The organism is Paenibacillus sp. 05T425, assembly GCF_056396205.1.
On sequence record NZ_JBFTLA010000006.1, the window covers coordinates 407,110 to 427,607 of the forward strand.

Below are 20,498 nucleotides of genomic sequence, written 5' to 3' on the forward strand. Positions count from 1 at the left end.
CTTTCGACCTCCTGACCGTCATTTCATCTTTTGCAGCAATTGGATGCGGTAAGCTTCGCTCTCCAGCGAAGCGATTTCTTCGAACTCTTCTTTCGTGAGCTCTTTCGGCTCGCGGATCGCTTTGGCGATTAAGAAAATTTTCGCGCTCTCCTCCACGACCTCTGTCCGATAATACGCCTCGCGCAGGTTGCGCCCCGACGTCACGAGACCGTGATTGCCAAGCAAGACCGAGCTTGCTTGACCCGCGACCTCAACGTAGGCGTCGGCCAGCTTGTGGGTCGTGGGCAACACATAAGGGACGTACAACGTTTTGCCCACTAATGCAGCCTGGTCTGGGAACATAATCGGCAGCTCCTGCTCGACAAGCGTGAAGGCGATACAATATGGAGGATGCGTATGCACGATTGCGCCCATATTCGGATTGGCCCGATACGCATACAGATGCATGAGCACCTCCGAGGATGGACGCAGACCGATATCCGTTATTTCGCCCGACTCGATATCGACCTCGACCCATTGCTCAGGCTCGACCTCATCCAAAGCGAAGCCGCTTGGGGACAAATACATTTTACCTTCATGCCTTGCGCTAATATTGCCGCCTGGTCCGACAACGAGCTTATTCGTGACCGTCTTGCGGGCATACTTGCATAATTCTTCGCGAATGGCTAAGCTGCTCATTTGATACCCTCCATCAGTAGATCGTTTGTATTATTTATAAAGCGGTCCGAAGTTGTTGCAAGCGCGGTAGTCGGCGCCTTCCGAATCGGCCGTGCCGAACAGACCCCAGGCGCGCGGACGGAATTGTCGATCCTCCGGCACGTTATGCATATTCACTGGAATACGCAGCATCGACGCCAGCGTAATGAGATCGCCGCCGATATGTCCGTAGCTGATCGAGCCGTGATTAGCTCCCCAATTGTTCATGACTTCATATACCGACTTAAACGCACCTTCGCCTGTTACGATAGGGGCGAACCAAGTCGTCGGCCAAGTCGAGTCCGTCCGTACATCAAGCGTATCGTGAACAAGGTCAGGCAGCTCGACCGAATAACCTTCTGAGATTTGGAGCACAGGTCCGATCCCTTTCACGAGATTGATGCGGGACATCGTCATAGGCATGCCGCCCTTTGTCAGGAAGTCGGAGGAATAGCCGCCGCCGCGGAAATATTCGACCGATGCCGGACGCCATGAAGTCGCATCCAGACACGCCTGCGCTTCCTCGGAGCTAATCTCCCAGAATGGCTTCAGCGCCGGCTTGCCGTCCTTCGATTGTTGACCCGTTCCGTCAAGCGCCGCAGGTCCGGAGTTGATTAGATGCAGCAGGCCGCCTGCCGCTTCTCCTGTCAGCTTGTAGCCAGTAACGCGTTCAACCGATTCCGGACTCCAGTAGGTGCGCACGTCCGCGAAGATTTGCGCCGTATTCGTAAGCAGATAACCGAACAGCATAACGGCGCCGTTCAGGCTGTCGTTCTCCGTCGCCACCATATACGGAGCGCGAATGCCATTCCAGTCGAACGAAGAATTCAGCATAGCCTCCATGAAGTCGCCGTTTGGAAAATGGTCCGTCCATTGCCGCTGCCCTTGGAAGCCGGAGACGATCGCATTATGTCCCATAGCCTCTTCCCCGAAGCCAAGCTCTGCTAGGCGAGGATTGCCAACCATGAGGTCGCGCGCGATTTGCGTCATTTTTACAACCGTTTCCCAGTCTCTATCCTTACGCTCGCGGGATGTCTGCAAATGGTCGGGATTGTTGTCCTTACCCTCGATACAATTCTCTTTCACCCACGTAAGCGCTTTCTCAAATTCCACGCCGTCATATATATTTTCTTCCATACGTCTTACGAACTCGCTCATATCGATATATTCGGTGCGCATGCCGAGGTATTCTTGGAAGAAAGCATCGTTTACGATCGAGCCGGCAATACCCATTGATACCGAGCCCATCGACAAATACGATTTGCCGCGCATAATAGCAACTGCCAGACCCGCTTTTGCGAAGCCGATCAGCTTATCCTTCACGTCATAAGGAATCGATGTATCGCCCGCATCTTGCACATGCTCGCCATAAATGCCGAATGCCGGAAGACCTTTTTGCGCATAACCGGACAATACAGCAGCGAGATACACGGCGCCCGGACGCTCCGTTCCGTTGAAGCCCCATACTGCTTTCGGGATGGACGGATCCATATCCATCGTTTCCGTTCCATAACACCAGCAAGGCGTTACGGTTATCGATACCCCTACGCCTACTTTGAGGAACTTATCCGCGCAAGCAGCCGCCTCTGCAACTCCGCCGATGCATGTATCCGCTATCACGCATTCCACTGGCTCGCCGTTCGGATAACGCAGATTAGCCGACAAAAGCTCGGCCGTTGCGATCGCCATGTTCATCGTCTGCTGCTCCAGCGATTCCCTTACCCCTTTGCGTCTGCCGTCAATAGTCGGGCGAATGCCGATCTTCGGAAAACCGCTTTGAAACCGATTATTTGCTTCTGTCATGTCAGAACAACCTCCATAGGATCAAAATAATGTTACCGATAACCTTAAAATAACAAGCAAAACGGTTGCTGTCAACGACTAGTTTTCGTTATGATAGAACGTAAGAGAAATCAAAGAACATGCGGAAGCTAACGTTAAGGGGTTAATGAGATGGTTACGATCTATGATATAGCGGCCAAAGCGAATGTATCGGCAATGACCGTTTCTAGAGTTATCAATAACACGGGGAAAATCAGTGAGAAGACACGGGCAAAGGTAAAGCGTGTAATGGAGGAAATGAACTATGTGCCGAACCAAACGGCTCGCAGCCTCGTCCTTCAGCAAACCAAGCTGCTGTTCCTGCTTATTACGGACATCATGAATCCGTTCTACACGACGCTATCGCGCGGTGCGGAGGATGCTGCCAAAAAGTTCGGCTATCGGCTGCTGTTCGGCAACAGCGATGAAAGCCTCGAGAAGGAAGCGGACTATATTACGACGATACTGACCGCGCGCGTGGACGGCGTGCTCGTCGCTCCTGCCGGCGATCCGTCGCTGCCGCATCTTGAGACGCTCCGAAAGCACAACGTGCCGTTCGTGCTGCTTGACCGTGAAGTGCCCGGCATCGAATGCGACATTGTGCTCGGAGACAGCAAGGAAGGCGCGAGACAGCTGGTCTCGCATCTCGTCGTCGCCGGTCACCGCCATATCGCTATGGTCAATGGCTCGCCCTCGGTGTCCAGCGCCAGACTTCGGCTGCAAGGCTACCAGGACGGACTTAAGCTAAGCGATCTAAGCTATGATGCGAGTTATTTGTTCGAAACGAGCTTCGGCCCTGTTAGCGACCTATCCGATATGGAGCAATGGTTTCAGCAGTTGGATCCGAAACCGACCGCTATCGTGGCGGGCAATAACGTACTTGCCGTGGAGACGCTTAGAATGCTGCGCGGACGCGGCGTGCGCGTTCCCGACGATCTATCGCTCGTTTGCTTCGACGATCTTGGCCCCTATTCGGAAGCGGAGCCGTTCCTGACCGTTGCCGCCCAGCAAGCGTATCAGTTCGGCTACATGGGCACGCAAATGCTCATCGAGCGCATTCAAGAAAAGGAAGCGGTTCTTCCTTGGAAAAAAATCGTCCTCCCTGCCGACCTCATCATCCGGCGTTCTGTACAGACGATGGACGCCGAAACCTAATGAAAATAGAGTGTCATTATGGACGCCTGTCAGCTTCAATTCCTCGTCTATAATCGGTTGGCGTGCGCCCGCTCCACTTTCGGAACTGCTTCGTAAAGAAGAGCGGGTCGTTGTAGCCTACGGATGACGCAATCTGGGCAATCGTTAAGTCGCCTCCCAGCAGCTCCTCAGCCTTCTTCATTCGTACCTTGAATAAATATTGCATTGGCGACAGCCCCGTCGCCTCCTTGAACAGTTTATTCAGATGCGCCCGGTGGTAGCCTAGTTGATGAGCGAGGCTCTCGATCGACAGGGGTTGCCCATATTGAAGTGTCAATAGGCGAATCGCCTGATCGACTTGACGGTAAGAACGTGATTGCCCGGCAGCAGACTCCGAATGCTCTGCCGCTCCCTCCCCCTTACTCGCTATTTCATGCAAAATAAGTCTAAGCCAGCCCGACGCCTCCATATTGCCGAGCGAGGCGAAGCTTTCCCGCTCAATACTGCTCCTAACGCTGCGGAACAGCTTCTTCATCGCCTGCAGCGAGCAATCGCGAATGACGGCCCGATCAGGCGTTATCCCGATGGCCGACAATGAAGCATCTGCAATATCGCCCGTGAAAGCTACCCACATATATTGCCACGGATTCACCTTATCCGCTTCATATCTAACCAATATGTCCGGGAAAATGATGAATACATCACCTGCCTTGCACACATAAGATTCGCCTAACGTTTCAAATACGCCCTCACCTGCCAACACGACATGGATCAAATAATGATCATGTACGGCAGGGCCAATGTAATGCCCGCCGACAGGCTTGCCTCGGCCGCTGAATAATACGGACATCTCGCCTTTCATAGGCGCCGAATTGACTGATACCGCAAATTGATGATGCGTTTCCATCTGATTGCCCCCTGAATTCGAACTGCTTACATCATACTAAATGATGCAACATTACTCCATATATAAAATCGTTAATTCCATATTAATTTCATTGCCTTCTCGTTATACTGAAGTTGTGAATAACGCATCGATTCAAGCAACTTCAAATTCAGCAACACCATACTATACTAATCCAGGAGGTCATTATTGATTATGTCGAAAGTTACTTTTATCGGGGCAGGCAGTACGGTCTTCGCCAAAAACATTTTGGGTGACGTTATGCATACTCCCGCACTTCAAGGCTTCGAAATCGCGTTATTCGATATCGACGCCGTTCGTCTTAGCGATTCCGAGAAAATGCTGCTCAACCTGAAGCAAACGAGTGGAAGCAGCTGTGTCGTGAAAGCGTATACAGATCGTAAGGAAGCTCTTCGCGGCGCGAAGTACGTCGTGAATGCGATCCAAGTAGGCGGCTATGATCCTTGTACGATTACCGACTTCGAAATTCCGAAGAAATACGGCTTGCGTCAGACGATCGCCGATACGGTCGGCATTGGGGGCATTTTCCGCAACCTTCGTACGATTCCGGTTATGCTTGACTTCGCCCGCGACATCAACGAGGTATGCCCGGACGCCTTATTCCTCAACTACACGAACCCAATGGCCGTCCTTACGAATGTCATGAATACGTACGGCGGCGTGCGCACGGTCGGTCTATGCCATAGCGTGCAAGTATGCGTACCCGACCTGTTCAAGCACCTGGATATGGACCCGACCGGCGTCAAATGGAATATTGCCGGCATCAATCATATGGCTTGGCTGCTCGAAGCAAGCAAAGACGGCGTCGATCTGTATCCGGAAATTAAACGCCGCGCTGCGGAGAAGCAGAAGGAAAAGCATCACGATATGGTTCGCTTCGAGCTTATGCTTAAGTTCGGCTACTATATTACCGAATCGTCCGAGCATAATGCCGAGTATCACCCGTACTTCATTAAGAAAAGTTACCCTGAGCTTGTGGAGCGCTTCAACATCCCACTCGACGAATATCCGCGCCGCTGCGTCAATCAAATCGAGGGCTGGAAGTCGATGCGCGAGTCGCTCGTTAATGACAGCAATCTCGAGCACTGCCGCAGTCATGAATATGCATCTTATATTTTCGAGGCTATTGAGACGAACAAACCGTTCAAAATCGGTGCTAACGTTATGAATACAGGACTCATCACCAACTTGCCGAAGGAAGCTTGCGTGGAAGTACCTTGTCTCGTCGATGCGAACGGCGTAACGCCAACGTACGTCGGAGACTTGCCGCCGCAGCTTGCGGCTCTGAATCGTACCAACATCAACACTCAATTGCTGACGATCGAAGCTGCCATCACCGGCAAGCGCGATCATATCTACCATGCGGCACTGCTCGATCCGCATACGTCCGCCGAGCTGTCGATGGACGACATCGTCTCGCTCTGCGACGATCTGATCGAAGCGCACGGCACTTGGCTGCCGAGCTATAAGTAAAATACGAATAAGAGGCAGTGCCGAGATGTTCGGCACTGCCTCTTTTTTCGCCGCCGGTCGGCTAATAAGCAGCTAACATTCGTTTGCTGTTTTGCGATAAGCGGGCTTTTCCATCCTATTATTAAGTAGCTCGTTATTATAACGTTCAATAAGATGAATTTCCCATCCTATAGTACAAAAGCTAGGCTTGTTGATCGTCCATCTTGGCTCACAAACCGGGATAGGATGGATTTCCCATCCTAATTCGATCATTTTGACTAATGTACTTACATTAAGCTGAAGATTCCATCTTATCTATTTCACAAGCAGTAAAAAAACAGCTCCGCTCACTCACGGGAGGCTTGTCGTAGAAATAAGTAACACAAGCTTATGACACATGCTTCGCCCAGCGGCTGTCGCCGGCCTTCGGGCAGGCGCGGTCCTTGTACTTGGCCGCGATACGTACGAAGCATCCGCATACGGCACAGGTCGTGCCGTATTGGAACTTCTCACATTTGCTGCATGCCTCAAGCCGCTCCGCATACACATCGTCCGGAACGCAAATGTCGGATTGGAACATCGGCGCAGACAATATGCGGTCTATCTGCGCATCGGTTACACGGTAATCGTCTCGGCAGCCTTTGCACTGCCCCGCGCTGCTGGCCATGTCTCGCACCTACTCGGCGATAACTTCAAGCACCGTAACCGACATCGGAGACAGCTTCGCGCGAATAGCCGAACCTTCGACCGAGAACGCGCTGTAAGCCGCAGGAGCAACCGTATCCGGCTGTTCGAACGTATTGTGCGCATCCTTAACGGAAGCCGTAAGTTCCGTGCCCGTTACCTTAATGGCTGCAGCGGCTAGTCCGCGAAGATCGATGTCCACGTCCGCAGCGTTCTCGTTATCGAGATTGCACAGGCTGACGTGAATGCGGCCTTCCGCATCCTTGGAAGCGGACACGGATACTTGCGGAATCGCTTGGCTGCCGCGTTTGTACTCATCGCCGCTGATCGAAGTCGTCAGCGCCGTCGCATCTTGGTGCACCTTGTACATATCGAATACGTGGTAGGTCGGCGTCAGAACCATTTTCTCGCCCTCCGTAAGAATGACGGCTTGCAGCACGTTAATCACTTGCGCAATGTTCGCCATAACGACACGGTCGCAATGATCGTGGAAAATGTTAAGCGTAAGTCCTGCCACGATTGCATCGCGAATTGTATTCTGCTGATAGAGGAAGCCTGGGTTCGTGCCCGGCTCTACGTCGAACCATGTTCCCCACTCATCGACGATCATGCCTACGCGCTTCTTCGGATCGTAACGGTCCATAATCGTCTCATGACGAGTAATAAGCTCCTCCATCCATAGCGCCTTTTTCATCGTCGTGTACCATTCGTCTTCCGTGAATCCTGTTGCCGGACCTTTGTTCGTCCACTCGCCCGGAACGGTGTAGTAATGAAGCGAAATCGCGTCCATATGATTGTGCGCCTCACGCATAACGACATCCATCCAACGGTAGTCATCTACGTTAGGGCCGCATGCGATCTTGTAAATTTTGTTGTCGCCGTAATTGCGCACGAACGTCTGGTATCTTCTATACAGGTCGGCATAATACTCAGGTCGCATGTTGCCGCCGCAGCCCCAGTTCTCGTTGCCCACGCCGAAGTACTTCACGTTCCAAGGCTTCTCGCGGCCGTTCTCTTTGCGCCAGTCTGCCATCGGAGACACGCCGTCGAACGTCATATACTCGACCCATTCGGACATTTCCTGTACCGTGCCGCTGCCTACGTTGCCGGAAATGTAAGGCTCGCACTCCAACATTTCGCACAGCATCAGAAACTCATGCGTGCCGAAATGGTTATTCTCCAGTACGCCGCCCCAATGCGTGTTAATCATCCGTTTGCGGCCTTCGCGCGGACCTATGCCGTCCTTCCAGTGATATTCGTCAGCGAAGCAGCCGCCCGGCCAACGAAGGACTGGAATTTTGATTTTCTTAAGCGCTTCCACGACGTCGTTGCGAATGCCGTTCGTATTCGGAATCGGGGAATCCTCTCCAACCCAAATTCCTTCGTAAATACAACGACCGAGATGCTCGGAGAAATGTCCGTAAATATTGCGGTTGATTGTGCCTGCTGCCACATCGGCATTGATTGTGATGCGATTGCTCATCGAATTTCCCTCACTTTTAATGTTAATGTAGGTTATGTTTTTCATTGAATTAATAAAAATGTTATTTCTATTACTAATTTATTAATCCTAAACAAATGATATAGCGGTTACCTCTATTTTGCAACCCCATATTCTATAGGAAAAAGAAAAAAAACAGCAAACGCTTCATGCTCTTGATTCTAAGCACGAAATCGTTTGCTGCTCTCTATTCACTCATCTACTTCAAAGGAAGGAGCTTCAAGAAACGTTGAATATGCTCATCCCAATAACCCCAGTCATGACTGCCCGGGCCTTCCTCGTATATCAGCTCATAACCTGCTTCCAAGCAGGCTTCGCGGAACGATACGTTATCCTCGTAGAGGAAATCCTCCGTTCCGCAGCATTGATACAGGAGCGGCCTCTCTGCCGATGATCCGGATTGCTGCTGCATAACATGTATAAGGTCATTATCCGTACCGCGAATCGACTCCTGGCCGAATATTTGCTCGAAGAGCTGCTCAATGCCGGCAATCGGGCTCTTGCCGCTCTCGATATGTTTTACGAGATCGACTGCTCCTGAGAGACTGCCTGCTGCGGCGAAGCGGTCCGGATGGCGAAGCGCCCACTTAAATGCGCCATAACCGCCCATCGACAGCCCGGCCACAAAGTTATCCTCACGCTCCTCCGACAGCGGGAAGAACGAGCGCGCTACGGCTGGCAGCTCCTCCGTCAGGAATGTCCAATATTGGTTGCCATACTTCATATCTGTATAGAAGCTCCGATGTACATTCGGCATCACGACTGCAAGGCCGAGCTCCGCAACATATCGTTCGATCGAAGTTCTCCGCAGCCAGATCGTATCGTCGTCCGACAAGCCGTGCAGCAAATAAAGCGTCGGAAACTTTTTGCGCGAGCCGACATTACGAAGACCAATCTGCCCCGTGGTCTCCTGCGGCAATATGACGGTCATAGATGTGCTAAGACCTAGCGATTCCGAGAAAAAGTGACAAGTAATTAAAGCCAACGCGAATCCCTCCCGTATATGAAGCCTGCTAGAATGAGTTCATAAGTTCACTAGTAATGTATCAGCAAAATAAAGCGGTTGCAACTATTACCATACTCACATGATGACGCTGCGCTCGAAGTTTAGTTAGTGAACTTTTTTTCAGTGCTTATGCGAATGCCTGCATGAAGGTATAATAGACACCGTCATATCATTTATCCAAATGGAGGTATCGTTTAAGATGAGAAAAATGCCGCTAGAGAAACGTGGAATTTCCGACAGCCGCCTTGTGCTTGGCTGTATGAGCTTCGGTGGAGGCTGGAATCGCGAACCGTATTCAACCGAACATATTAAGCAAGGGCAAGCTGCCGTTGAAGCAGCTCTTTCGATTGGTATCACGATGTACGATCATGCAGACATTTATACTATGGGCAAAGCCGAAGCTGTTTTCGGACAAGTATTGAAGCAGCAGCCCGACCTTCGCGACAAAATCGTTATTCAATCGAAATGTGGAATCGTGCTCGCCGAAGGCGGCAAGTTAACCCGCTTCGACTTCTCCAAAGAGCATATTCTAAAGTCCGTCGACGGCACATTGGAACGTCTTGGAGTCGAATACTTGGACGTCCTTCTCCTGCATCGTCCTGATCCGCTCATGGAACCCGAGGAAATCGCGGAAGCATTCCATATTTTGAAGCAAGCAGGCAAGGTTCGTCACTTCGGCGTCTCCAATATGAGCCCCGGACAAATTCGGTTCATCCAGCGCGAGCTTCAAGACGAGCTTGTCGTTAATCAACTGGAGATGAACTTTGCACGGCTAGACTGGCTCAATCAAGGCATCCATGTGAACCAGCAAGCAGGGCTCGCCTCCAACTTCGCTGATGGATTAATGGAATACATGCAAACCGAGAATATGCAAATTCAAGCCTGGGGCCCGCTCGCCCGCGGCAGATTTACAGGCAAACCTTCGGATAACCCATCCGCGGCAGAGCTTGCTACAACCGAGCTGATCGCTAAGCTTGCGAAACAGAACGAAACGACACCGGAGGCGATTTCGCTTGGTTGGCTTATGCGTCATCCGTCGCGCATTCAGCCTGTTATCGGAAGCGCTAATCCGGAGCGCATCATCGCCTGCAAGGACGCTATCCAGCAAGCCGAACGAATGACTAGAGAGCAATGGAACGAGCTGTATGTATCGGCACGAGGAGCTGTAATGCCTTAAGCGGCAACTATACGCCGCAAACATTAATAATTTTTCATCTTTTTCTCATAAATGCTCATAATCCCCGAAATAAGCGCTTTTGCTCTCTCATACGGGCAAAATGCCGGTTTTTGAGTGTGTTATAGTAAACTCATAAAACGAAACACGAAGGGATATCCTGACATCATGAGAAAAACAAACGTATTTAAAACGGTTGCTAAAGCGGGCATTTGCGCCGCCATCGTCCTGTCGGCATTTACTTTTGGTTCGAACACGCAACACGCTCACGCAGCAACGACCGAATCAATCAAACTCATTTCCGAAAGCAAAACTTTCATCGGAACACCTTATAAGTACGGCGCACCAGCTGGCGTTACATACGCGTTCGATTGCTCGTCTTTCACCCAATTCATCTTCAAAGCATTCGATGTCAGCCTGCCTCGCACCTCGACAGCGCAAGCAACCGAAGGCGAGAAAGTCGCGAAAGGTTCGCTCAGCATGGGAGATCTCGTCTTCTTTAAGACGAACGGGAAAACAATCAGCCACGTTGCCATCTACGCCGGCAACAATAAGATCGTTCACAGCTCCAGCAGCCAGGGCGTTACGCTCTCCGATCTGAACAGCAGCTACTGGAAGAAGTACTACGTTACTGCACGTCGCGTTCTATAGTTATATTTAAACACAAAGGGCTATCACGAATCACCTACGGTGACAAGTGGTTAGCCCTTTTCTCTTATAAGCCGCCATTTACAGCCCCATATGGCGCTGGCGGTACTTAAGCGGCGTCGTTCCGACAACTCTCTTGAACATGTTGATGAAATAGGAAACGTTAGGATAGCCGACATCAATCCCGATTCGCTCGACCGAGTAGACCGTCGTCTGCAGCAGCCTGCACGCCTGCTTAATGCGCCTCGCCGTCAAATATTCGGTAATCTGGCTTCCTGTTTCCTCATGAAAGACCCGTGAAATATAATATTTGGACAAATGAAGCTGCTCCGCCAGCCGCTCCAACGTAACTTCCTCCGCGTAATGGGCTTCAATCCATTGCATCATTTGCTCCGAATAACGCGGCTTTCGTTCAAAGCTATGCACAGATGCCTGCATCTCTTCCTCGTMTCGCACCGAAGCAATGCTCCCCATTAATTGCAGCAGCAGCAAGGTGATCTCTTCTTGATCATACTCTCGGCTTCGAGCTTCAAGCAACCCATAGCTCTCAAATAACGCTTCCAATCGTCCTGTCTCCTCCTGCATATCGAACACCGTTCGGATTCCCTGATCTTTCCATAGCTTATGAAAGAGAGCATGGCGCTTCGGAAACGGGCGCAGCGCTTCTTCCGTTTGTGACGGGTCAACGTACAGGATCGTACGCTCAAACGGCTTATCCTGCGCGACATCGGCGAAAATTTTGTGCAATTGAAACGGTTGGAATACGAACAGCATCCCCCGCCGCAGCTCATAGGTGCGCTGATTGACGATTATGTAGCCAACCCCTTGATGGACAAACAATATTTCCGTGCATTGATGCCAATGATAAAAGCCCGGATAATCCTTAACGGATCGTGTCCGGCCGCTCCAGCTCAGATGCTTGTCGTCGAAACGAACAGGTTCGAATAGAAAGTGCATAACGCCTCCTGCTTGTTCATGATGATGCGATGACTGCAAATTCTAGTATGGCAACAATTGACCGATTTGAAAAGGCTGCAAAAAAGAAAGACAGCCAGGCTTGCCGCCCGTGGCTGTCTCATTCGCTCCATTATCGTTCGTTATTTCGTAAACGCAATCGTTTCATATTCACCGTCGAACATACCGTCGATGACAATCGGTCGTTCAAGCGACAGCTTGCCGTCCTCTGCAATGATGAACTTATCGTAGAAGTGATAGTTCAATGTATTGTCCGAGAAGAACGAGACGACCGTATCGACGCCATATTCGCTATACTTCAGAATGGCTTCCTGGTCTGAAATGAATGTAAGGGATATCGAACCATTATCTGCTCCCGTCCACAAGCCTTCGTAGCTGCGGGAGTTCGTAAGCGTCGTGACCGCAGGCTTTTGCGTTACCATTTGGAACGATTGAATTGCCGCTGGAAACTGCTCGAACGCTTTGGCTACACGGTTATAGCCAGCATCCGACAGCTCCTCGCCATAATAGTTATAATCTTCGTAGATCAACTCGCGAACCTGATCTGCCGAATCAAACATCAGATCATAGGCGAAAGTTATACCGTTCGCAGTAGCTAAATAAGTAAAATCCTCATGATCTGCCTGCTCGAACGCCGCGGCATCTCCATTGAACGTACGAATGCGAGCGAACGGGAAGTCTACTTTGTCGCCTTCGCCTACCAGATCGTCGAAGTAATAATAGAACTCTCTGCCGGCTAACAGCGGTGTAGACGAGGCGATGTTGCCGATATGGGAAACGCCGTATACGGATATCGATTGCAATAAGTCCTGCGTAACGTTCATTGTATAGCCGTACACTTGCTTGTCCGGCGACGCATCGCGTTTTTTAATTTCTACCGTCTTCGTCGCACTGTTCCATTTCACTTCCGCCCCAAGCCCTTCGCTGACAAATCGAACAGGGACAAGCGTATTTCCATTAATGATTTGTGCAGGTTGGTTAAGCCCTACATAGCTATCGCCGATTCTTGCTTCGCTGCTGCCGATCCGCAGCGACACGATTTGATTGTCTTTATAAGCCGTCGCTACTTTCTCGTTCGCATCCCAGTGAAGTTGTGCACCCAGCGATTCGAAGATCGGGCGGAGCGGCACAAGCACCGATCCGTTAGATAATACCGCTGGCTGCTTATAGCTTTGTTTCACCCCGTCAATCGTAACATTCACTGCCGTCGTCGAAGACGCGGCATTAACCTGTCCGGCTGATGCGAATACGGTAAATACGAGCGCTAATGCCAACATCATTTTTGATAATCTGTTCAAAATCATGATCCTCCTCAACTGTTTTAGCAACACGATCCATATTGTACCAAATGTTCGGTTACACTTTCGTTACACAAAGCCACTCATACTTTGCAAGCTCGGATGTCTGATTCTCAAGAGACTCTCTTAACGGGATGATCCAATCGTCGTAGACACCAGGCATAAGCACGGTTGGAAGAGCTGCAAGCAGCCGACCTGCCGCTTGTTGCTTCGCTATCGTCTCCGTTTCATTCGCAACATCGACTAGTTTCTGAATGAGAGAAAGAACATCTGACTTTATAGCGCCTTGAAGCGCAACATATTGCTTATCCATATACAATAATGGCTTATCTGTTTCGCTTGGCGTTAATAGCCCTTTCAGATAATGCAGATAGACCTTCAGATTGTTAAGCGCCTGCCGGAGCGGACGATCGGGGAATAACGCATCGCATAGCTGCTCTCTAGTGGAAGTCGGATGCAGCACAAGGTATATTAGCAGGTTCTTGGCATACCTTTTGTTCCAGCCCTCAACAACCTCCGCCCCATTCACCCGCACTCGAAACGAATCAAGAAAGTCAACGTGCAGCGTATTCTCTTCATCCACCTGCTTGACGCCGGCTTCAATCATTTCCTCGAACGCACCGAACACTTCCGCGGCGCTCGCTTCATTCATTAATACATGCCGGTAATTATCCATTATCGGTTGCGCTATGAACTTATTTACCCACTTCGCCGTTGCTTCCGGTTGATCTATGAAAATGGCGTTCGAGGCTTCCGGTACGATGAGCAGCCTCTTATTCATCAACATCTGTGAAGAAATGTGCATCGAAGCGAGATACACAGGGTCTCGATCGCCAGCAAGCAGCAATATCGGGCTCTGCGTAAATTTGAGATCGTCTCTAGGCGGATGGTTTGCATATAACTCAATAATATCCAAATACGTCTTCGGCTCAACGAGGCTGTAATCTGCAATGATTGCTTGGAAAATGGGACTCCCCTCATCAAGCAACGTAATGCTCTGCGCCATTCGATAGGCAAGCTTGCTCATCGAGCCATCTGCAGTTAACTGCTTCCGGTTCGAAAGAAGCTTCTGGGCCGTCTTCTTCGGGTACATGATCGGTATGGCAATTAATATTAAGCTGCTTACGTCTTGTATGTAATTCATGCTGTATTTGAGCGCAACATTGGCGCCGAAGCCGTGTCCCATAAGATGAACACGTCCAATATTCAGGTGCAAGAGCAATGCCCGCAAATCATCGACGAATAGCCGCCAGCTAATTGGCTTCGTGCCGCGCTCCGATAGTCCATGCCCCCGCAGATCAAGTGCGACAACACGGGAATGGCTCGTTAGATAAGGGATAATCCAGTTCCATGAGGCTGCGCTAAGTCCTACGCCATGCAACAAAACGATCGTATCGCAGCTTCGAACATTTGATTCATAGATTTGGTAATGAATTCGTATATCTTCCTGTTGAAAATAACTCATTATTTTCCTCTTTCTGTTAAAAATAAAATGACTTCGATTATTGGAAACGATTATATTCGATCATTCCGATCCGATCTCCTGCTTTTAATTGAATGAATTCCAAAAAAACAAAATAAGGCTCTGCGCGAAAACGCAGAGCCTTAGATCATGTAATGATATTGTAATGATATTCGAATAGTACAGGACGATATGGAGAACACTAAACGCAACTCAACTGTCGACATATGCCATCTGCGAACGCATTGCTGCTTCGATCCTTAGGCGCATCTGACATATGTAAATCTTTGTAATACGGATTCCTTACTTTGATCCAGCTTCCACTGTCTTCTGCCGCGTACAAGCTATCCTTCCGTTTGCAAGCGATCCCTTCCAGTCCTGATTGCTTCACGAATTCGTACAGCGCTTTGCCTGCGCCATCGACGTAAGGCAGCTGTTCGTAATAGGCGTTATTTTCAACAATTTGCCCCAGCAGCTGCTTTCGTTCAGCAAGCGGCTTATTCCGCATATCGACACCGTTGTAATAAAGCACATCGAATACATAGAAATGAACGGGCAATAATCGTTTTGCATCGCGAATGGCCGGCTCTTTACTCAGCTTGAATCGCTCGTCGATCAGCGTCTTGAATTCAGCTTCACCTGTCGTCGGATTAATATAGGCCACTTCTCCATCCAGCACGAAGTCGGCCGGTTGTACAGCTGGCACATTAAGCAGCTCAGGATATTGCTTAGACACATCATTATGATGCCTTGTATATAGCTTTGCCGTGTTTCTAATAAAAGAAAGCTGCAGGCGGTGTCCGTCAATCAACGGCTCGAACAAGTAACGATCATCGTCAAACGGCAGCTTGCGCTCCGTCATCTGCATCGGTTTCAAAAACATAGCCGTCCCCTCCCGTACATCTATATTAGCATGGAAGCATTCAAAAATTAGTCGGTAAATAAAGGTGAAATTAGCGAATAATCCTTTGAAAGCCTTCACATAATACTGACTAGAAGGAGGCTGATAATAAATGGCAAACCAAACACTTGTCGTACCGGGAGCTCGGGCAGCGCTTGAGCAAATGAAGTACGAAATCGCGCAAGAGCTGGGCATTCAACTTCCAGCCGACGGTTATTATGGCAACATGACCACGCGCGACATGGGCTCCATTGGCGGATACATAACACGCCGTCTCGTTCAAATCGCCGAACAGCAGCTCGCTGGACGCTTCTAATGCGAGCCAAGCGTAAACGGCTATCGCCGTCCTTTGGCGGCGTAAGCTACCGTTTCGCGGATGAAATATAAGCCTAGTATAAGAGTGACATTTTATACTTTCTTATATTTCGTGCAACACCGAGAGCGCCAATAGCGCTCTCTTTTTTATTTTTAGCGAAAGCCAAACTTCCCTTTAACCCGAATTATCGGTAAAATAGAATAGAGTTGTCCTGTTACATACGCTATGCCATTTTTATTTGGAGAAAGGAATACCCTACTATGATTATTCAGCCAAAATCCCGCGGCTTTATTTGCACCACTGCACATCCAGAGGGCTGCGCTAGCCAAGTGCAGCGTCAAGTCGATTACGTAAAGTCCAAACCGGCAATTGAGGGACCGCGCAATGTGTTAGTCGTAGGCGCTTCCACAGGCTACGGCCTTGCATCGCGAATCGTATCCTCGTTCGGCGCAGGCGCGAACACGATTGGCATTTATTTTGACAAAGCAGCAGAAGGCGCACGCACCGCTTCCGCTGGCTGGTACAATTCTGCCGCATTCGAGCAAGCCGCAGCAGAAGCAGGAGTAAAGTCGTACAGCATTGTTGGTGACGCTTTCTCAGACGAGATTAAAGCCAAAACCATCGACCTGATCCGTACGGAGCTTGGCCAGATCGATCTTGTCGTCTACAGCGTAGCATCGCCGCGACGCACACACCCGGTAACGGGCGAGACGTTCTCCTCGGTCATTAAGCCGTTGGGCGGCACGTACACGAACAAAACGGTCAACTTCCACAACGGCGAAGTGACGGAAGCGACGATCGAGCCGGCTACAGAGGACGAGCTTCGTCAGACGATCGCCGTAATGGGCGGCGAAGATTGGCAAATGTGGATCGACCAGCTTCAAGCTGCCGGCGTTCTAGCTGAAGACGCTACAACGGTCGCATACTCTTATATCGGACCAGCTATTACACATGCTGTCTACCGCGATGGAACGATCGGCGCGGCGAAGAACGACCTAGAAGCAACAGCTAAGCGTCTTCATGAGCAGCTGAGCACAAGCGGCGGCCGTGCGTACGTCTCGGTCAACAAAGCACTTGTAACGCAATCCAGCTCTGCCATTCCCGTTGTTCCTCTATACATCTCCGCCCTTTACAAAATAATGAAGGAAAACGGCACGCATGAAGGCTGCATCGAGCAAATGTACCGTCTGTTCTCCGAGCGTCTGTACGGACCGGGCGAGACGGCCGTTGACGAGAAAGGGCTCATCCGAGTCGACGATCTCGAGATGAAACCGGAAATTCAAGCTGCCGTTGCAACCGTATGGGAGCAATTGACGACGGAGAACGTATACGATCTTTCTGATCTGGCCGGCTACCGCCGCGAGTTCTTCCAGTTGTTCGGCTTTGAAACCGACGGCATCGATTACGAAGCGGATACGAATCCGGAAGTAGATATTCCGAACCTTCGTTAGGCTGCTATAAACGAAGAAGCGCTGGAGCTCATCAGAGCTAGCTCAAGCGATACCAGCCGTCTGCACCTACCCAGTCAGGCCGATCGCGCTTCTCCGTCTGCCACTCTCCCCCATCAATGCGATAACGGAATTCCGCGGAATTCTTGCCAAAGTCGAAGCCAAGCGCCAGCCCCCTCCCTTCGAATTCGAAAGAAAGCCGGGCGTCTATCGCTGCCGTCTCCAATACACGATCAATCCATTCATAATAAGGCCATCTACGAATCGTCCATGGTCCAGTCGTATGAATGCTCTCCAAGGGCAGCTCATACACATCGTCCCAGCATTTCGCATCGAGCGGCGCCGGCAGCTCCGTGGGAGCTGCATGCTCAGAAGCTTCATCTACGCAGCTGTCTGAGTCGAATAAAGCCGCCTTATCAAGCCGCTGGCGCAAATAGTGGATGACGCTCGCCCCGTAGCTTAGACTTCCTCTGCTCGTTGGATGCAAGCCGTCAGGCAGCCATTCCTCGAAGCGCATGAGTCCCCGCTTCACTTCCTCGAATGCATGCAAGCCCATCCATACGGAGCTGATGCTGTAATGGTCGGMAATACGTTCGAATTCACCGATCGTGTCCGGTACTTCGCCACTTGACATCGCTTCATACATGCCGGAGGAATACGTATATACAAGAACGATATCCCGCACTCCGTCTGCAAGCAGTTGACGGATTAACCCTTCGCGAGAACGCCCCCGCTGCTCAGACGCTGTACCTTCGTCGTTAACCGCATATTCGACGAATACGAGATCACAGCCGCGATCGATCAAGTCCCGCTTCGCGCGGAACGCTGCCAAATCGCTGCCTGTCGCCCCGATCGCCGCGTTTTCCACAGCAATACGGGTATTCGGGAACTGCTCCGCCAGCCAGCCAATAACCGGCTCTGGCCAGTTATGCCTTGGTCTGGCATCCGTAATCGAACCGCCTATAAAGCCGACGGTCAATTTTCCCTCTATAATTTTTGCCTTCGTATGCTTCAAAGAGCCTCGATGCTTCCACACCTGTAGCGTCATTGTTTGTTCGCCTCCGCTTATTTATGTTTTCTCCGATTGCGATTATGCATCAGAATGCCCGCTAGTACTCCCGCTGCTATTACCGCTACGAGACCAATTGCGCCTGCAGCCATCCTTCCATTTGCAGAATCAGATTCTCCGTCGTCCTCCGCAGCAGCGGCAACCTCCTGTGATGGCTCGCCTTCTATCGCAACAGTTGAGCCGCCCGGCTGCGATGGCTCATCGCCGTCTGCCTCCGGTTGAACCTGCTCTGCCGTTGCCTCCGGATCATTAGACGAAACGCCTACGATCGCAGTCCCCGACTTCGCAAGCTTATAGTCGATGACTTCACCGCTCCAGAAATGCATCCGCAGCTTAATGTCGCCATCATTAAGCTGTTCTAGAAATTCTTTCGTCAATATAATCGCGCTGAGGTCATACGCCGGCTTATAGGAGTGCGCCATTTCTTTAAATGGCGTCCAATCATTAGGGTCCGTGTTTCGTCCGTCTGCGTACACCGCCTCCATCGTCGCAAGCCGATCGCCCTTGAAAGCCGTCGGAATAGACAATCCGCCGCTAGTTCCTTCCGTATTTTTAAGTATCGGGGTATTGTAATGAATAATATGAATATGCCAGTCCGCGCCTGCGGAGAATACGGCAGTTAGAACTGCCTGTATGCCGTAATCATCCATTAGCAACGACTTAATCAAATTAGCACTGATCGTGAGCGTATCACCGGTCAGCTCGTAATCGACTCCCCGGGCAAGCACTTTGTCTCCTTGCCGAAGCTCGCTTAACGTATTGCCGTTTAATTGAAGCGTAACGTTCTGATCCGCTGCTTCTGCATCCTTCTTCACGAATAGCTGATCGGTAGACGCAGTCGATGATCGCCCACCAGCAGAAGCTTTCATAACGGCGAACAGCTCAGGATCCTTCCATTCGAGAGCTCGTCTGTCAAAGTGCTGCCCGTTGTCCCACAGCATCGTAGTGAGCTGCTTCTGCTTCGCGTAATAACCCAAATACTCGAAATATTTGAGCTTCTCGCCTTGCTCGATCGTGTCAACCGATTTATCGAAGCCAAGCAGACCGAATTCCCCGATAATGACCGGAATGCCCTTGGCTACGAACGTTTCATGAACGCGATCGAACGTTTGTACAAGATCATTGCGCGCCTCTTCGTTAAACGTCGTAACTCCACCTAGATTAACGCTGAACGGATAGAAGCCGTAATAATGAACCGTGGCAATAATCCGTTTGTCATCCAGCTTGGCGATTGTTTTATCCAACTCATTCAATCGTTTCTGCGAGGACGATGCCGTCAGCGTTGAAAGCACGATTGGTCTCAGCTTATTCGATCCGCCCGATCCGCGAACAATCGAATGGAAAGAAGTGTTCAATTCATCCAGCATAACAAAGTAAGTCTCCGTATCTCTGCCCCAATCTTCCGAGAAACGGGGCTCATTAATGCCCTCGAACATCAGCTCCATCGGATAATCCTTGAAGCGGTCCGCAATTTGTACCCATGCCGACTTATATCTGCCTAATACGTCGTCATGATTCGATTCCATATCGAATATCCAATGCGAATCGTGATGGAGGTTAATCATGACGTACATTCCCGCATCAAGCGACCAATCCACAACCTCCTGAATGCGATCCATGAATGCATCATCAATACGGTAATCGGGCGCGTCGCCCATTCTGTGCTTCCACGTAATCGGAATACGAATGCTTCGATAGCCTTGACCGGCCAGACTCTCAATTAATTCCTTCGATGTAGCCGGATTGCCCCATGACGTCTCCGAACCGGTAGCATCGAATGTATTGCCCAAATTCCAACCTGGCTGCATCGCATCTACGTAAGCCTGCATATTCATTTCATTTCCCTCCTTCTTCTTATCCGCGTAAAGCGGCTGTGCCGACATGCCTATCCCTGCCAACACAATGGCAACGCATACAATAGCAATCGCAATCGTAGACAAGTTGAGTTTCCTCATCCCACCTGTCCCCTTTCCTGAATACGAATAAGA

18 protein-coding genes are annotated in these 20,498 nt (G+C 50.5%); 6 read left to right on the top strand and 12 right to left on the bottom strand.

Features of this window, described 5'->3' with window-relative positions:
* Positions 1-18: 18 nt before the first annotated feature.
* Entirely contained in the window at positions 19-678 is a 660-nt protein-coding gene (locus AC1DF0_RS16010) for a class II aldolase/adducin family protein (RefSeq protein ID WP_477574595.1), read from the bottom strand.
* Between the two features lie 30 nt (positions 679-708).
* Entirely contained in the window at positions 709-2,499 is a 1,791-nt protein-coding gene (locus AC1DF0_RS16015; RefSeq protein ID WP_477574596.1) for an L-fucose isomerase, read from the bottom strand.
* Between the two features lie 150 nt (positions 2,500-2,649).
* Between AC1DF0_RS16015 and AC1DF0_RS16020 the strand changes: the two genes are divergently transcribed.
* The gene (locus AC1DF0_RS16020) at positions 2,650-3,672 is read left to right on the top strand and encodes a LacI family DNA-binding transcriptional regulator (RefSeq protein WP_477574597.1); all 1,023 of its coding nucleotides are present in this window, start codon (positions 2,650-2,652) and stop codon (positions 3,670-3,672) included.
* Between the two features lie 16 nt (positions 3,673-3,688).
* Here the strand turns inward: AC1DF0_RS16020 and AC1DF0_RS16025 are convergent, their stop codons facing one another.
* Complete coding sequence (locus AC1DF0_RS16025) at positions 3,689-4,558, bottom strand: AraC family transcriptional regulator (protein ID WP_442053204.1); 870 nt, start codon at positions 4,556-4,558, stop codon at positions 3,689-3,691.
* A gap of 192 nt (positions 4,559-4,750) precedes the next feature.
* On the opposite strand from AC1DF0_RS16025, the gene melA reads away from it, so the two are divergent.
* A complete protein-coding gene (gene melA, locus AC1DF0_RS16030; RefSeq protein ID WP_477574598.1) occupies positions 4,751-6,049 on the top strand; it encodes an alpha-galactosidase in 1,299 nt (432 codons plus the stop codon).
* A 367-nt stretch (positions 6,050-6,416) separates the two neighbouring features.
* Here the strand turns inward: melA and AC1DF0_RS16035 are convergent, their stop codons facing one another.
* The 3 genes from AC1DF0_RS16035 to AC1DF0_RS16045 form a co-directional block, all read right to left on the bottom strand.
* A complete protein-coding gene (locus tag AC1DF0_RS16035; protein ID WP_442053202.1) occupies positions 6,417-6,695 on the bottom strand; it encodes a DUF6171 family protein in 279 nt (92 codons plus the stop codon).
* 9 nt (positions 6,696-6,704) lie between these two features.
* Complete coding sequence (locus AC1DF0_RS16040; RefSeq protein WP_442053201.1) at positions 6,705-8,195, bottom strand: alpha-N-arabinofuranosidase; 1,491 nt, start codon at positions 8,193-8,195, stop codon at positions 6,705-6,707.
* Positions 8,196-8,412: 217 nt separating this feature from the next.
* Positions 8,413-9,198 carry an alpha/beta hydrolase gene (locus AC1DF0_RS16045; RefSeq protein WP_442053200.1) on the bottom strand — a complete coding sequence of 262 codons (786 nt, stop codon included), beginning with the start codon at positions 9,196-9,198 and terminating at the stop codon, positions 8,413-8,415.
* 220 nt (positions 9,199-9,418) lie between these two features.
* On the opposite strand from AC1DF0_RS16045, the gene AC1DF0_RS16050 reads away from it, so the two are divergent.
* Positions 9,419-10,396, top strand: coding sequence for an aldo/keto reductase (locus AC1DF0_RS16050; protein WP_477574599.1), 978 nt, complete (start codon positions 9,419-9,421; stop codon positions 10,394-10,396).
* A 165-nt stretch (positions 10,397-10,561) separates the two neighbouring features.
* Positions 10,562-11,044, top strand: a complete 483-nt coding sequence (locus AC1DF0_RS16055) for a C40 family peptidase (protein WP_442053198.1) — start codon at positions 10,562-10,564, stop codon at positions 11,042-11,044.
* A gap of 78 nt (positions 11,045-11,122) precedes the next feature.
* Here AC1DF0_RS16055 and AC1DF0_RS16060 read toward each other — a convergent pair whose 3' ends face one another.
* The 4 genes from AC1DF0_RS16060 to AC1DF0_RS16075 all read right to left on the bottom strand — a co-directional run bounded on the left by AC1DF0_RS16060 (position 11,123) and on the right by AC1DF0_RS16075 (position 15,659).
* Positions 11,123-11,998 carry a helix-turn-helix domain-containing protein gene (locus AC1DF0_RS16060; protein WP_477574600.1) on the bottom strand — a complete coding sequence of 292 codons (876 nt, stop codon included), beginning with the start codon at positions 11,996-11,998 and terminating at the stop codon, positions 11,123-11,125.
* Between the two features lie 140 nt (positions 11,999-12,138).
* Positions 12,139-13,314 carry a copper amine oxidase N-terminal domain-containing protein gene (locus tag AC1DF0_RS16065; protein WP_477574601.1) on the bottom strand — a complete coding sequence of 392 codons (1,176 nt, stop codon included), beginning with the start codon at positions 13,312-13,314 and terminating at the stop codon, positions 12,139-12,141.
* A gap of 58 nt (positions 13,315-13,372) precedes the next feature.
* Entirely contained in the window at positions 13,373-14,779 is a 1,407-nt protein-coding gene (locus tag AC1DF0_RS16070) for an alpha/beta fold hydrolase (RefSeq protein WP_477574602.1), read from the bottom strand.
* A 199-nt stretch (positions 14,780-14,978) separates the two neighbouring features.
* A complete protein-coding gene (locus AC1DF0_RS16075) occupies positions 14,979-15,659 on the bottom strand; it encodes an ATP-dependent DNA ligase (protein ID WP_442049245.1) in 681 nt (226 codons plus the stop codon).
* Positions 15,660-15,789: 130 nt separating this feature from the next.
* On the opposite strand from AC1DF0_RS16075, the gene AC1DF0_RS16080 reads away from it, so the two are divergent.
* A complete protein-coding gene (locus AC1DF0_RS16080) occupies positions 15,790-15,993 on the top strand; it encodes an alpha/beta-type small acid-soluble spore protein (RefSeq protein ID WP_337104319.1) in 204 nt (67 codons plus the stop codon).
* Positions 15,994-16,253: 260 nt separating this feature from the next.
* Positions 16,254-17,444 carry an enoyl-ACP reductase FabV gene (fabV, locus tag AC1DF0_RS16085; protein WP_442049246.1) on the top strand — a complete coding sequence of 397 codons (1,191 nt, stop codon included), beginning with the start codon at positions 16,254-16,256 and terminating at the stop codon, positions 17,442-17,444.
* Between the two features lie 37 nt (positions 17,445-17,481).
* Here the strand turns inward: fabV and AC1DF0_RS16090 are convergent, their stop codons facing one another.
* Entirely contained in the window at positions 17,482-18,489 is a 1,008-nt protein-coding gene (locus AC1DF0_RS16090; RefSeq protein WP_477574603.1) for an SGNH/GDSL hydrolase family protein, read from the bottom strand.
* Between the two features lie 17 nt (positions 18,490-18,506).
* Positions 18,507-20,465 carry a cellulase family glycosylhydrolase gene (locus AC1DF0_RS16095; RefSeq protein WP_442049248.1) on the bottom strand — a complete coding sequence of 653 codons (1,959 nt, stop codon included), beginning with the start codon at positions 20,463-20,465 and terminating at the stop codon, positions 18,507-18,509.
* Positions 20,466-20,498: the final 33 nt, after the last annotated feature.